Below are 13,906 nucleotides of genomic sequence, written 5' to 3'. Positions count from 1 at the left end.
GCGGCAATTCAAGCAAACGCTTGATCATGACAAAGAACCCGGCAAAGGAAAAGCCGTTCGCGCGCCGTCCTGCCCCAAACGCAGCCGCTCGCTGTAGAGCGCCAGCCCCGCGCCAGCCACGCACAGCAGCGCCAATATGGCGAACACCACCCAGGACGGCCCATGCGACAGCAGCACGCCCACCATCGCCGGCCCCAGCGCGCCGCCCAGAGAAGCCAGATTCTGCGCGCCGTAATAGCTGCCCTTCAGCGCGTCCGGCGCGATGGCGTCGATGTACAGGTATTCAGCCGGCACCAGCACGATCTCGCCCAGAGTGAACAGCGCGATCGCCGCGCACATCAGCGGCAGGCTGTCCACGCTGCCCAGCCACAACATGCCAGCGCCGATCAGCAGAAAGCCGCCGACGATCGCCCGCATCAGGCGATTCGGCTTCAGCAGCCGGCCCAAGGGGTATTGCAAAAGCACCACCACCACGGCGTTGCAACTGATCAACGCCGACATCCAGCGCATCGCCTCCGCCTCATCCATGCGCGTCAGCAGAAACAGCGGCAGATAGCCGGAAAAACGGCCATACACCACGTAGGCCAGCAGGCTGCTGAGGGTGAACCACACCAGCACCCGGTCGCCGGCCAGCGTGCGCAGCGTGGCGGCGAAACCGTCGGGCAGCGCCGCCGGATCATGCCGCCGCTCCGGCAGCCCGGGCTGCGCCGCGAGGCCGGCCAGCGCCAGCAGGCCTCCCAGCCAATAAGGCGCCGTCTCATGCCAGAACAGCATGCCGGCGCACAGCATCGGCCCCAGCGCCCAGGCCACGTTGGCCAGCGTGTAGCGCATCGAAAACGCCTTGCTGCGCCACTGCTCGGCCACCACGTCGCTGAGTATCGCCTTCACCGCGATGCTGTACACCACCATCGCCAGCTCGCCCGCCGCCAGCGCCGTCACCACCGTCGCGTAACTATGGCCGTAAGGCAGCAACACGCTGCCCGCCCCCATCAGCACCGCCGCGCCGCGCAGGGCCGGCCCCCTGGGCAGCCGGTCCAGCCAGTAGCCGCCGTACAGTCCGAACAAGGCGGACCCCAGCAGCACCGCCGCCAGCAGCGTGCCGGTGGCCTGCACCGACAGCTGCAATTGCTTGCCCAGCGCCAACACCAAGAGCGGCGAGATCACCGCCCGCGACAGGGACAACAAGAAGGAAGACAGCAGCACGCGCCGCACCACGGAAGAACGCATATCCACGACAACACCTTGTAAAGCAAAGGGAACCGCTGCAGTATTGCCGATAAAGAGGAATGTAAAAATGGATACAATCCTGAATAAATACTTCCGCTTTTATCCTGCCCATCCCAACAGGAGTCCCGATGCGCCTGCAGCAGCAATACCAGCAACTCTACCTGGCCTACGGCGATGCCCCGGCCCAACCCGGCCTGCCGCAGCTGGCCGAGTTATGGCGATGCGGCGAACGCAACGCGCGGCTGCAGCTGGCCAGGATGCGCGAGCTGGGCTGGCTGGAATGGCGGGCTGGCCGCGGACGCGGCCACCGCTCCACGCTCAGGCTGCTGCAGCGGCCGGACGAGCTGGAATGGCAGCAGTTGCAAGGCATGCTGGCGCGAGGCCAGCTGGAGCAGGCCTTCTCCCGGCTGGAGCCGTCCAGGCAGCAGCGGCTGCTGGCCGCCCTGCCGCAACACCTTGGCGCCGGCGACAGCGGACGCAGCCTGCGCATTCCCATTCCGCACCCGCCGCTGACGCTGGACCCGCAGCACGTCAACTCCCGGCTGGAGTCCCACCTGGTGCGGCAGATCTTCGACCGGCTGTGCCGCCACGACCGCCTGGGCCAGGAGCTGCGGCCGGCGTTGGCCCACCATTGGGAGGCTGACGCGGCGGGCCGGAACTGGCGATTCTGGCTGCGCCCCGGCCTGCGCTTCCACGACGGCGGAGCGCTGGACGCCGAAACCGCGGCCGCCAGCCTGCTCAGGCTCAAGCAGCCGGACAATCCCTACCACGCGCTGTACGGCCATCTGCAACAGGTTGACGTCCATGACGCGCTGTCGTTCAGTTGCCGGCTGTCCGAAGCCGACCAGCTGTGGCCGCAGCGGCTGGCCACCGCCAATTCGTCCATCGTGCCGATGCGGCGCGGCGCGGATTTCGAGCGCATGCCGGTGGGCAGCGGGCCGTTCCGCGTCGAGCTGAGCAGCCCGCAGCGGCTGAAGCTGGCCGCATTCGACCAACACTACCGCGAACGCGCGCTGCTGGACGCGATCGAGCTGTGGATCATCCCCTCCCCGACCGAACAGGACTTCCACCTGCGGCTGGAATACGGCAATCAGCGCGGCGCCACCATGCAGCAGTCGGCCTGCACCTATCTGCTGCTGTCGCCGCGCAGCGTCCGCGTGGAGGCCGGGCAGCGGCTGCCGCTGATGCGCCTCCTCGCCGAGCCGCATCCGGTGGCCGATTGCGACGCGCGCGCGCCGGCGCTGGGGCTGCAGCCGGGCTGGCGCCATCCGCGCCCGGCGCCGGTTCCGCCGCCTCGGCTGGATGGCGCGCGGCTGACGCTATTCCATTACGATCTGCCCTGCTTCCCGCCGCTGGCCGCCGCGCTGGCGCAGCGGCTCGCGCAACAGGGCATCGCGCTCGACATCCACGGCCTGTCGCGGCGCGAATTCTTCGACAGCGCCGCCTGGCGCGACCACGCCGACCTGATCCTGTGCAGCGAACTGCTGCACGACGACCGCGACTACGGCATGTTCGAATGGCTGAGCGGCTGCAGCACGCTGCAACTGGGACTGGCGCCCGACGCCGCCGCCCGCTTGGCCCGGGACATGCGCAGCCTGCAGGCGGAACCGGAATTCGCCGCGCGCCAGGACGGCTACCGCCGCGCCGGCGACTGGCTGGTGGCCGAAGGCTGGATGCTGCCGCTATCGCACGAGACGCTGGGCCACGACGCCAGCCCGCAGTTGGCCGGCTTGCAGCTGGGCGGCAACGGCTGGACCGACTTCGCCGGCCTGTGGCTGCGCGGCTGAGTTGACGCGCGTCAAGTCAGAACGCGCTCCGCCGCTTGAAACCGCGGACATGCGCCTCATCTTCATCCACAGGACGGCGAACCGCCGTAAGCCACTGAACCGAAAGGAGAAGCAAATGAGCATGCTGCCTGCCCGCCATAGCCTGTTTGACGAGTTTTTCCGCGATTTCACCCCGGGGTTCCTCGTCAAGCCGCTGCACGGCGACGCGCTGCCGGCGCAAATCAAGATGGATGTGAAGGAAACCGGCGACGCCTATCAGGTGGAAGCCGAATTGCCGGGCGTCGGCAAGGAAGACATCCACGTCGACATCGACGGCGCGCTGGTGACGATCAAGGCCGAGATCAAACAGTTCGACCAGCAAGGCAAAGACGAGCGGCCGCTGCGCAGCGAGCGTTACTACGGCCTGGTGTCGCGCAGCTTCCAGCTGCCGCAGGACATCGACCGCGAAACCGCCAGCGCCCGGTATGAAAACGGCGTGCTGAGCCTGACGCTGCCGAAGCGCCGCAGCGGCGGCTCCGGCCAGCGGCTGCGGATCGAATAAGCTCAGCCTCGGCCCCGCGGCAATAAAAAACGCGCCGGTCTCCCGGCGCGTTTTCACTGGCGATGACGCGAATCAGGCCAGGATCTTGGACACGATCTCGTACACGTCCTTGGACAGCTCGGCCTTGGCCATCCGCTCCAGCTCGGCGCGCATCAGCGCCTGCCGGCCCGGCTCCAGCTTCTGCATCCGGCGGAAGGCGCGGGTCAGGCCGCTGGCGCCCTGCGGATTGATGGCGTCCAGCTCCAGGATGCGGTCGGCCATGAAACGGTAGCCGCTGCCGTCGCCGGCGTGGAAGTGATGCAGGTTGGCGCCGAAAGCGCCCAGCAGCGAGCGCACCTTGTTCGGATTGCGGATGCTGAACGCCGGGTGATGCAGCGCCGCCTCCACCCGCTGCAGCGTGCCGTCCAGCTGGCTGCCTCCGATCAAGGTGAAGAACTTGTCCATCACCAGCGCCTCGTTCTGCCAACGCGAGGCGAAGTCGGTAAAGCAATCGTCTCGCTCCTGGCCGTCGCGGTCGCGCAGCGCCAGCAGCGCGCCCATCTGGTCGGTCATATTGTCCGCGTCGCGGAACTGCTTGGCGGCCATCTCGGCCGGCCAGGCGTCGTCCAGGCGGTTCAGCATCCACAGCGCGCGGTTCTTAAGGCTGCGCTTGCCGGAATCCTGCGGCTTGTACTCGCGGGTGAGGCTGAGCTCGTAAGCCTCGCGCCATTCGCCGCGCAGCGCCTGCGCCAGCTGGTCCAGCACGAATTCGCGCACCAGGTGGATCGCCGCCGGATCGGCCACGTCCACCATTTCCAGAATCTCGCCCTCGCTCGGCAGATTCAGCATCAGCGCCTTGAACGCCGGATCCAGGCTATGGTCCTTCAACACCGCGCGGAAGGCGCCGATGAAGGTTTCCGACAGCTTGAGCCCGCGGCCGGCGGCCGCGTCGTCCAGCAACTGCTTGAACAGGCGCTCGGCGAAGATCTGGCCGGCTTCCCAGCGGCAGAAGCTGTCGCTGTCATTGGCCATCAGGAACACCAGCTGGTCGTCGCGCCAGTCGTATTCCAGCTTCACCGGCGCGGAGAAGCCGCGCAGCAGCGACGGCACCGGCTCGGCCGGGATGTCGACGAAGGTGAAGCTCTGCTCGGCGGCCTTGACGTCCAGCACGCGCGAGACGCCGACGGCCTCCGCCTCGCCCTTCAGGCGCAGCGGCAAGTCCTGGCCGTCCTGGCCCACCAGGCCCAGCGCCAGCGGGATGTGGAACGGCAGCTTGGCCTGCTGGCCCGGCGTGGCCGGGCAGCTCTGCTTGACGGTCAGCGTGTAGCTTCGCTCGGCCGGATTGTAGCTGGAGGAAACGGCCAGCCGCGGGGTGCCGGCCTGGCTGTACCACAGCGCGAACTGCGACAGATCGACGTCGTTGGCGTCGGCCATCGCGGCGCGGAAGTCGTCGCAGGTGACGGCCTGGCCGTCATGGCGCTTGAAGTACAGATCCATGCCCTTGCGGAAACCGTCGCGGCCCAGCAGCGTCTCGTACATCCGCACCACTTCCGCGCCCTTCTCGTACACGGTCATGGTGTAGAAGTTGTTCATCTCGATATAGCTGTCCGGGCGGATCGGGTGCGCGGTCGGGCCGGCGTCTTCCGGGAACTGCGCCATGCGCAGGCCCTTGACGTCCTCGATGCGCTTCACCGCGCGGCTGTAGATGTCGGCGCTGAATTCCTGGTCGCGGTAGACGGTCAGGCCTTCCTTCAGGCTCAGCTGAAACCAGTCGCGGCAGGTGACGCGGTTGCCGGTCCAGTTGTGGAAGTATTCGTGGCCGATCACCGCCTCGATGCCTTCGAAGTCGGCGTCGGTGGCGGTGTCCTGGCGCGCCAGCACGTACTTGGTGTTGAAGATGTTGAGGCCCTTGTTCTCCATCGCACCCATATTGAAGTCGCCGACCGCGACGATCATGTAGATGTCTAGGTCGTACTCCAGGCCGAAGCGCTCCTCGTCCCACTTCATCGAGTGCTTGACCGACTCCATCGCGTGCGCGGTCTTGTCCTGGTCGGCGGGCTCGGTCCAGATCTCCAGCGCCACTTCGCGGCCGCGCATGGTGACGAACTTGTCCTTCAAGGCCGTGAGCTTGCCGGCCACCAGCGCGAACAGGTAGGACGGCTTCCGGTAGGGGTCGACCCATTTGACCCAGTGCCGCTTCTTGTCCACCATGCCCTCGCCCACCTTATTGCCGTTGGACAACAGCACCGGGTACTTCTGCTTGTCGGCCTTGATGGTGGTGGTGAACTTGGCCATCACATCCGGACGGTCCAGATAGTAGGTGATCTTGCGGAAGCCTTCCGGCTCGCACTGGGTGAACAGGTTGCCGCTGGACGCGTACAGGCCCATCAGGCTGGTATTGGCCGCCGGATCGAGTTCGGTTTCCACTTCCAGGATGAAGCTGTCCGGCACCTGGCGCACGGTCAGCACGTCGTCGGCCAGGCCGTAGCGGGTCTCGTCCAGCTTTTCGCCGTCCAGCAGCACGGCCAGCAGTTTGGCGCTGCCGTCCAGCGTCAGGTCGCGCTCGGCGGAATCGCCGTTGCGGGTGACCACCAGCCGCGACTGCACGCGGGTGGCCTCGTCCTCGATGTCGAACACCAGATCGACGCGGTCGATCAGGAAGGCCGGAGCCCGATAATCCTTGCGATACTTGACTTCTGGCTGTTGAGCCATGCGTGTCTCCTTATGGTCCGGCTCGTGGCCGGTCTCTTTCATAGACGGCGCGGCGTCTGGTCGGCGCCGCTCTTGGTCGAAATCGACCGCTCTGTCAGCGGCCTGCAATCCATTTGCCGCCGCTGGCTTCCAGCTTGAGGCGGCAGGTATCCTCGGGCGCGGCCAGCGGCGCCACGTCGAAAGTCATCAGTTCGTCGCGGCGGAAGGCGTGCAGCTTGATCTTGTCTCCCACGGCCAGACGGGCAAGTTGTTTGTCCAAATCGTAGGCGCGGAGCCTGTCCACCGCCACCACCACATCGCCGCCGGACAAGCCGGCTTGTTGCGCGGCGCCGCCGTCCAGCACCTGGACCAGCTTGACGCCGGCGGCGTCGGCCGCGGTCTTCACGCCCAGCGTCAGCGGCGCCGGCTTGGCGGCGAAGGCATCTACCACGCCGCCGCGGTCGGACGCGCCCTGCGCGGCCTCGAATTTCAGTTCCACGCCCTGGCTCTTCAATAGTTCAAGCAGCGGCAGGTCCTGGGTGGAACGCAGCGCCAGATCGAAGAAGGGCTTGAGCTTGAGGCCGGTGGTTTCGATCGCGATCTTTTCCCACTCATCCTCTTCCAGGCCCTTGCCGTCGGCGAGCCATTTGCGCCACAGCGCGCGCATCACATCGTCCAGCGACTGCTTGCCCTTGCTGTCGCGGCGGATCAGCAGATCCAGCGCCAGCGCGGCCAGCGAACCCTTGGTGTAGTAGCTGACAATGCTGTTGGGGCTGTTCTCGTCCTGGCGGTAGTACTTGGTCCAGGCTTCGAAGCTGGATTGCTCCAGCGTCTGCTTCATTCTGCCCGCGCCGCGTTGCACGCCGGTGATGGTTTCCGCCAACAGGCCCAGGTAGCGCCTCTCGTCGATCAGGCCGCAGCGGACCAGGGTCAGGTCGTCGTAATAGGAGGTGATGCCTTCGAATGCCCACAACAGGCGGGTCATGCCCTCGCGGTTCAGGTCATACGGCGTGAACGCCGCCGGCTTCATCCGCTTGACGTTCCAGCTGTGGAAGTATTCGTGGCTGATCAGGCCCAGCAACTTCAGATAACCGTCGCTGACCTCTGCCGCGCCCGGCGCCGGCAGATCGTCGCGGTTGGCCACCAGCGCGGTGGACGCGCGGTGCTCCAGGCCGCCGTAGATGTCCTTGCCGACGAACAGCATGAACACATAGCGCTCGAACGGCGCCGGCTCGCCGAACAGCTTGATCTGGTATTCGCAAATCTTTTTGGTGTCTTCGGCCAATCGCTTCAGATCGCCCTGGAACCGGCCGGAGACGACGAACTCATGCGGCACGCCGCAAGCCTTGAAGCTGACCTTTTGGAACTCGCCCATTTCCACCGGGTGGTCGATCAGCTCATCGTAGCTGGATGCCTGGTAGCCGCCGAATCCGCTCTTTTTCTTGATGTCGACGGCGGGCAGGCTGGTGGCCACTTTCCAATCGGCGTAGGCCTTGCCTTCCGGCGCGAGGATCTCCACGGCGCAGGGCTCGTTTTCATAGCCCTCAGCGGCCAGGAACACGCTGGTGCCGTTGAAGAAGCCGCGCTCGCCGTCCAAGTAGGCGCCGCGCACCGACAGGTCGAAGGCGTAGACCAGATAGCGCAGCGTCAGCGCGCCCTTGACCGGCGCCGCCTGCCAGCGGTTCTTTTCCAGCTGCCGCAGCGCCACCGGCTTGCCGCCGGCGCGGGCTTCCATCTCGACGATGTGCTTGGAAAATTCACGGATCATATAACTGCCGGGAATCCACGCCGGCAAAAAAAACACCTGGCCATCCTTGGCCGGGTGCGTAACGATGACGGTTGCCTCGAACAGGTGCGCTTCCGGCGACACCGGGCGCAGCGTGTATTGTACTGGGACGGGTTGGGTCATGATCAGCCTGCAAGCGTTGCAAAACTTGATGATTCTAGCATTTCCGCGATTTTGGCGGTTGCCCTCATGGCGTATTGATCCATGTCAAGAAGTCATACCAATACGCCAATACAATTGCATGCGTAGCAACATGCACTATTCGTATCGCTACCCTCGTAATACCGCGAGAATTGGGACAGACAAGAACCGATCCAAGCCGACTATGCAACTGGCTCGCATAAGGCATTTGATTTAGAATAACGGCATTGGATACGTGGGAATTTGGTGCTATCGAAAAGGCCGGCAAACTGCTAATACAGACATCAAAGCCTATCGGTACAGGTCAAGCACCTGATTCGACTTTCACTACACGGTTCCCCGCGGCTTGCTTTCCAATTTCCAGATTGGGATGAGGTTGAAAAGTTCAAGCCGCCTCGGTTTGTCATGTTCTGAGTTAGCAACCTTGGAGAAAACCTTAAATGGAAACGCAACCCACTTATAACTATAAGGTGGTGCGCCAATTTGCCATCATGACCGTAGTTTGGGGCATAGTCGGCATGTTGGTGGGCGTCATCATTGCGGCCCAGCTGGTGTGGCCGGAGCTCAATTTCGGGCCCTGGTTCCACTTTGGCCGCCTGCGCCCCTTGCACACCAACGCCGTCATCTTCGCCTTCGGCGGCTGCGGTCTGTTCGCCACTTCCTACTACGTGGTGCAACGTACCTGTAACGTCAGACTGATTTCCGACAAGCTGGCCGCCGTCACCTTCTGGGGCTGGCAACTGGTGATCGTGCTGGCGGCCATCACGCTGCCGCTTGGCTTCACCACCTCCAAGGAATACGCTGAGCTGGAATGGCCGATCAAACTGCTGATCGCCGTGATCTGGGTGATTTACGCGATCGTGTTCTTCGGCACCATCGCCATCCGCAAGGTCAAGCACATCTACGTGGCCAACTGGTTCTACGGCGCCTTCATCCTGGCCGTGGCGCTGCTGCACATCGTCAACTCCGCCTTCGTGCCGGTGACCATGTGGAAATCCTATTCGGTGTACTCCGGCGCCGTCGACGCGATGGTGCAATGGTGGTACGGCCACAACGCGGTGGGCTTCTTCCTGACCGCCGCCTTCCTCGGCATGATGTACTACTTCGTTCCCAAGCAGGCCGGCCGTCCGGTGTATTCCTACCGCCTGTCCGTGGTGCACTTCTGGGCGCTGATCTTCACCTATATGTGGGCCGGTCCGCACCACCTGCACTACACCGCGCTGCCCGACTGGACCCAGTCCGTCGGCATGGTGTTTTCCCTGATCCTGCTTGCGCCGTCCTGGGGCGGCATGATCAACGGCATCATGACCCTGTCCGGCGCCTGGCATAAGCTGCGCACCGACCCGGTGCTGAAGTTCCTGGTGGTGTCGCTGTCGTTCTACGGCATGTCCACCTTCGAAGGCCCGATGATGTCGATCAAGACCGTCAACGCCTTGTCCCACTACACCGACTGGACCATCGGCCACGTGCACTCCGGCGCGCTGGGCTGGGTGGGCTTCATCACCATCGGCTCGATGTACTACCTGATCCCGCGCCTGTTCGGCCGCGAAACCATGCACAGCGTCAAGCTGATCGAAGCCCACTTCTGGCTGGCCACCGTCGGCGTGGTGCTCTACATCGCCGCGCTGTGGATCTCCGGCGTGATGCAAGGCCTGATGTGGCGCGCGCTGAACCCGGACGGCACCCTGACCTACGCCTTCGTCGAGGCGGTGAAAGCCACCTATCCGTACCACACGGTGCGTCTGCTGGGCGGCTTCCTGTACCTCTCCGGCATGCTGTTGATGGCTTACAACACCTACCGCACCGTCGTCGCAGGCCGCGCCGTCGATGCCAAGATCCCGGCCATCACCGCAGAAGCACATTAACAGGCGAGAATAATCATGGACAGAATCCAGAAACTGATTGAAGAGCATGTAGGCTGGCTGATCGTGCTGACCCTGTTGGTGGTCAGCGTGGCCGGCCTGGTGGAAATCCTGCCGCTCGCGTTCCAGAAATCCGTGACCGAACCGGTGGCCGGCGTCAAGCCGTTCACCGCCTTGCAGCTGGCAGGCCGCGACATCTACATCCGCGAAGGCTGCACCACCTGCCACACCCAGATGATCCGCCCGTTCCGCGCCGAAACCGAACGCTACGGCCACTACTCCGTGGCCGGCGAATCCGTGTACGACCACCCGTTCCTGTGGGGCTCCAAGCGCACCGGCCCCGACCTCGCCCGCGTCGGCGGCCGCTATTCCGACGAATGGCACCGCGTGCACTTGAACAACCCGCGCGACGTGGTGCCGGAGTCGAACATGCCGGCCTTCCCGTGGCTGGCCAAGAACCTGGCCGACGCCGACGTGGTGCCGAAGAAGATGGAAGCCCTGCGCCTGGTCGGCGTGCCCTACACCGACAAGGACATCGCCGAGGCGAAGTCCCAGGTGGAAGGCAAATCTGAGCAGGACGCCGTCGTCGCCTACCTGCAAGGCCTGGGCCTTGCCGTGAAGAACAGGCGCTAAGCCATGGACTGGGTCACTTTCGGGCGTTCGCTGTTCACCGTGGTCTGCTTCGCGTTCTTCATCATGGTGTTGATCATGGCCTACAGCAAACGCTCCAAGAACCGGTACGAGGAGGCGGCCAACCTGCCCTTCCTGGACGACGACAAGGTAGAGCAAGCCCCGCATGACGAGGCTGCCCACGGAGCAAGAAAATGAGTCAATTCACAAGCGGTTTCTGGAATATCTGGATTATCGTGATCGTGCTGGGCGGCATCATCGGCTTGACGCTGCTGGTGTTCACCCAATCCAAGACCACGGTCAAAAAGGGCGAAGAAGTCGACATCACCGGCCACATCTGGGATGGCGACCTGGCCGAGTACAACAACCCGCTGCCGCGCTGGTGGATGCTGATGTTCTACATCACGCTGATCTTCGGCGTGGTCTACCTGGTGCTGTACCCGGGCCTGGGCGACTACAAGGGCGCTTTCGGCTGGACCCAGATCGACCAGTACAAGGCCGAGAGCAAGGCCGCCGAGCAAAAATACCAGCCGCTGTACGACAAGTACCTGAAACAGGATATGAAGTCGGTCGCCGCCGACCCCAAAGCCCAGGAAATGGGCCGCCGCCTGTTCCAGACCTACTGTGTGCAGTGCCACGGCGCGGATGCCCGCGGCGCCAAGGGCTTCCCCAACCTGGTGAGCCATGACTGGATCTACGGCGGCGAGCCGGACACCATCAAGACCACCATCCTGAATGGCCGCCACGGCCAGATGCCGGCCTGGGGCGCGGCCTTCGGCGAGGAGAAGGTCAAGGATGTGGCCAACTACGTGATGTCGCTGTCCGAACACAAGAAGAAGTTCGACGCGGAGCGCGCGGCCCGGGGCAAGGAAACCTTCGCCGCGGTGTGCGCCACCTGCCACGGACCGGACGGCAAAGGCAACCAGCAACTGGGCGCGCCCAACCTGACCCATCCGTCGGGCAGCTGGCTGTACGGCGGCACCGAGAAGGCTATCATCGAGACCATCACCAACGGCCGCAACGGCCAGATGCCGGCCTGGAAGGATTTCCTCGGCGAAGGCAAGGTACACCTGCTGGCCGCCTACGTCTGGAGCCTGTCCAACAACCCCAAGGCGCAGCAGTAAGCGCCTTGCCCGGCGCGCCGTCCGCCCCGCGCGGGCGGCGCGCTTCGCCTCTCCCCCACCCAGAGGCTTTGGTAGAGCGCATCGACCGGTGAGTTTCACCAAACCCTCTTCAGGAAAACGACATGTCCGAATCGCTGAAGAAAATCCCGATCAAGGTTGAAGGCGCCGGCCAGGACAACGAAACCGTCTCGCTGTACGAATCCCACCAAAAAATCTACGTCCGTGCCGCCAAAGGCATGTTCAACAACCTCCGCATCCTGTTCGTGCTCGGCACCCAGCTGGTCTACCTGGGCCTGCCCTGGCTGCAATGGAACGGCCGCCAGGCGGTGCTGTTCGATCTGGTGGACCGCAAGTTCTACCTGTTCGGCCTCACCATCTGGCCGCAGGACTTCGTCTACCTCGCCGCGCTGTTGATGTGCTGCGCCTTCGGCCTGTTCACCTGGACCACCATCGCCGGCCGGCTGTGGTGCGGCTATTCCTGTCCGCAGACGGTGTACACCGAGATCATGCTGTGGATAGAACAATGGATCGAGGGCGACCGCAACAAGCGCATCAAGCTGGACGCCGCGCCGATGAGCTTGCGCAAGCTCAGGCTGAAATCGACCAAACACTTCATCATGATCGTCTTCTCGCTGTGGACCGGCTTCACCCTGGTCGGCTATTTCACGCCGATGCGCAGCCTGGTCGCGGCGATGCCCAGCTTCGGCTACGGCCCGTGGGAAACGTTCTGGATGTTCTTCTACGGCGGCTTCACCTATCTGTTCGCCGGCTTCATGCGCGAGCAGGTGTGCAAGTACATGTGCCCCTACGCCCGCTTCCAGAGCGTGATGTTCGACGCCGACACGCTGATCATTTCCTACGACGAGGCCCGCGGCGAGCCGCGCGGCGCGCGCAAGAAGGGATCGGACCCCAAGGAACAAGGCCTGGGTTCCTGCATCAACTGCAGCATCTGCGTGCAGGTGTGCCCGGTGGGCATCGACATCCGCAACGGCCTGCAATACGAATGCATAGGCTGCGCCGCCTGCATCGACGCCTGCGACGAAGTGATGGACAAGATGGGCTATCCCCGCGGCCTGATCCGCTACACCACCGAGAATGCGCTGGAAGGGAAATACCCGGAAAAGGAAATCGCGTCGCGGCTGAAGCGGCCCCGCGTGGTGCTGTACATCCTGGTGCTGAGCGCGGTGATCATCGCTTCAGTCACCTCGCTGGCGATGCGCAAGCCGTTCAAGGTGGACATCCTGCGCGACCGCGCCTCGCTGGTGCGCGAGACCGACGAAGGCTGGCTGGAAAACACCTACATCATCAAGATCATCAACACCACGGAACGTCCGCAGCAATTCCGCATCACAGCCGAAGGCCTGCCCGACATCAAAGTCAAGACCGAAACGCCGCTGGTGGCCATTCCCGCCGCCGCCACCGACAGCGCCACCGTGCACGTGGAGGCCGACCCGCAGTACGCGACCAAGGGCAGCCACCCGATCCGCTTCATCGTAGAATCCGCCGGCGATCCCTCGCTGCGGGTAGAAGAAAAATCCAGCTTCATCGGAGAATGACATGCAGCACACCGCCCACCACCCGTCCCGCCCCTGGTATAAAGAACCCTGGCCCTGGATATTGTTCGGTCTGCCGGCGATATCCGTCGTCGTCGGCATCTTCTTCCTGATGGCGGCGATCAAGTCCGACGACGGCCTGGTCACCGACGACTATTACAAGAAGGGCAAGGCGATCAATATGGAGCTGCGCCGCGACAAGGCAGCCGCCCAGATGGGATTGTCCGCCCAGCTGATGTTCGGCAGCGACGGCCGCAGCCTGCGCCTGGTCACCGCCAGCAAGGTCAAACTGCCCGACACCCTGTCGCTGAGCATGATCCACCCGGCCCAGGACGATTACGACCTGTCCGCGGTAATGACCATGGCCGGCCCCAATCTGTACCAGGGCATCCTGCCCAAGATCCCGGTCAACGCCAACCACTGGTACGTGCAGTTGGAAGACCATGACAAAAAATGGCGGATCCAAGGCGAGTGGAAGCCGGGCTCGGGACAAATGGCGATGCTGGGCCAGCCGCATCTGGAACCGGTCGAGCACTGAGCGCCATGCTGGAATCGAAACGGCCCGTCTGCGGGCCGTTTTCTTTG

Annotated in this window: 11 protein-coding genes; 8 read left to right on the top strand and 3 right to left on the bottom strand. The window is 64.0% G+C overall.

Features of this window, described 5'->3' with window-relative positions:
• Positions 1-24: 24 nt before the first annotated feature.
• Complete coding sequence (locus tag VA599_RS16005) at positions 25-1,227, bottom strand: MFS transporter (protein WP_346789575.1); 1,203 nt, start codon at positions 1,225-1,227, stop codon at positions 25-27.
• 128 nt (positions 1,228-1,355) lie between these two features.
• On the opposite strand from VA599_RS16005, the gene VA599_RS16000 reads away from it, so the two are divergent.
• On the top strand, positions 1,356-3,014 hold the full coding sequence (locus VA599_RS16000) for an ABC transporter substrate-binding protein (RefSeq protein ID WP_346789473.1): 1,659 nt from the start codon (positions 1,356-1,358) through the stop codon (positions 3,012-3,014).
• Between the two features lie 115 nt (positions 3,015-3,129).
• The gene (locus VA599_RS15995; RefSeq protein ID WP_104946333.1) at positions 3,130-3,555 is read left to right on the top strand and encodes an Hsp20/alpha crystallin family protein; all 426 of its coding nucleotides are present in this window, start codon (positions 3,130-3,132) and stop codon (positions 3,553-3,555) included.
• Positions 3,556-3,627: 72 nt separating this feature from the next.
• Here VA599_RS15995 and pepN read toward each other — a convergent pair whose 3' ends face one another.
• Positions 3,628-6,246, bottom strand: a complete 2,619-nt coding sequence (gene pepN / locus VA599_RS15990) for an aminopeptidase N (RefSeq protein ID WP_021478122.1) — start codon at positions 6,244-6,246, stop codon at positions 3,628-3,630.
• Between the two features lie 94 nt (positions 6,247-6,340).
• Positions 6,341-8,134, bottom strand: a complete 1,794-nt coding sequence (locus VA599_RS15985; RefSeq protein WP_346789472.1) for a M61 family metallopeptidase — start codon at positions 8,132-8,134, stop codon at positions 6,341-6,343.
• A gap of 458 nt (positions 8,135-8,592) precedes the next feature.
• Between VA599_RS15985 and ccoN the strand changes: the two genes are divergently transcribed.
• The 6 genes from ccoN (at position 8,593) to VA599_RS15955 (ending at position 13,859) form a co-directional block, all read left to right on the top strand.
• Positions 8,593-10,017: a cytochrome-c oxidase, cbb3-type subunit I gene (ccoN, locus tag VA599_RS15980; protein WP_021478124.1), complete on the top strand. Its 1,425-nt coding sequence runs from the start codon at positions 8,593-8,595 to the stop codon at positions 10,015-10,017.
• 15 nt (positions 10,018-10,032) lie between these two features.
• The gene (gene ccoO / locus VA599_RS15975) at positions 10,033-10,647 is read left to right on the top strand and encodes a cytochrome-c oxidase, cbb3-type subunit II (RefSeq protein ID WP_021478125.1); all 615 of its coding nucleotides are present in this window, start codon (positions 10,033-10,035) and stop codon (positions 10,645-10,647) included.
• Positions 10,648-10,650: 3 nt separating this feature from the next.
• The gene (locus tag VA599_RS15970) at positions 10,651-10,842 is read left to right on the top strand and encodes a cbb3-type cytochrome oxidase subunit 3 (RefSeq protein WP_021478126.1); all 192 of its coding nucleotides are present in this window, start codon (positions 10,651-10,653) and stop codon (positions 10,840-10,842) included.
• On the top strand, positions 10,839-11,768 hold the full coding sequence (gene ccoP / locus VA599_RS15965; protein ID WP_104946330.1) for a cytochrome-c oxidase, cbb3-type subunit III: 930 nt from the start codon (positions 10,839-10,841) through the stop codon (positions 11,766-11,768). The genes VA599_RS15970 and ccoP overlap by 4 nt, the downstream gene beginning before the upstream one ends.
• 122 nt (positions 11,769-11,890) lie before the next feature.
• On the top strand, positions 11,891-13,324 hold the full coding sequence (gene ccoG, locus VA599_RS15960) for a cytochrome c oxidase accessory protein CcoG (RefSeq protein WP_346789471.1): 1,434 nt from the start codon (positions 11,891-11,893) through the stop codon (positions 13,322-13,324).
• 1 nt (position 13,325) lies between these two features.
• Positions 13,326-13,859, top strand: a complete 534-nt coding sequence (locus tag VA599_RS15955) for a FixH family protein (protein ID WP_346789469.1) — start codon at positions 13,326-13,328, stop codon at positions 13,857-13,859.
• Positions 13,860-13,906: the final 47 nt, after the last annotated feature.

This window comes from Chromobacterium indicum (assembly GCF_039708975.1).
GTDB classification, from domain to species: Bacteria; Pseudomonadota; Gammaproteobacteria; order Burkholderiales; family Chromobacteriaceae; genus Chromobacterium; species Chromobacterium piscinae.
The sequence above is the reverse complement of the archived record's forward strand: the minus strand, read 5'-3'. Positions and strand labels throughout refer to the sequence as shown.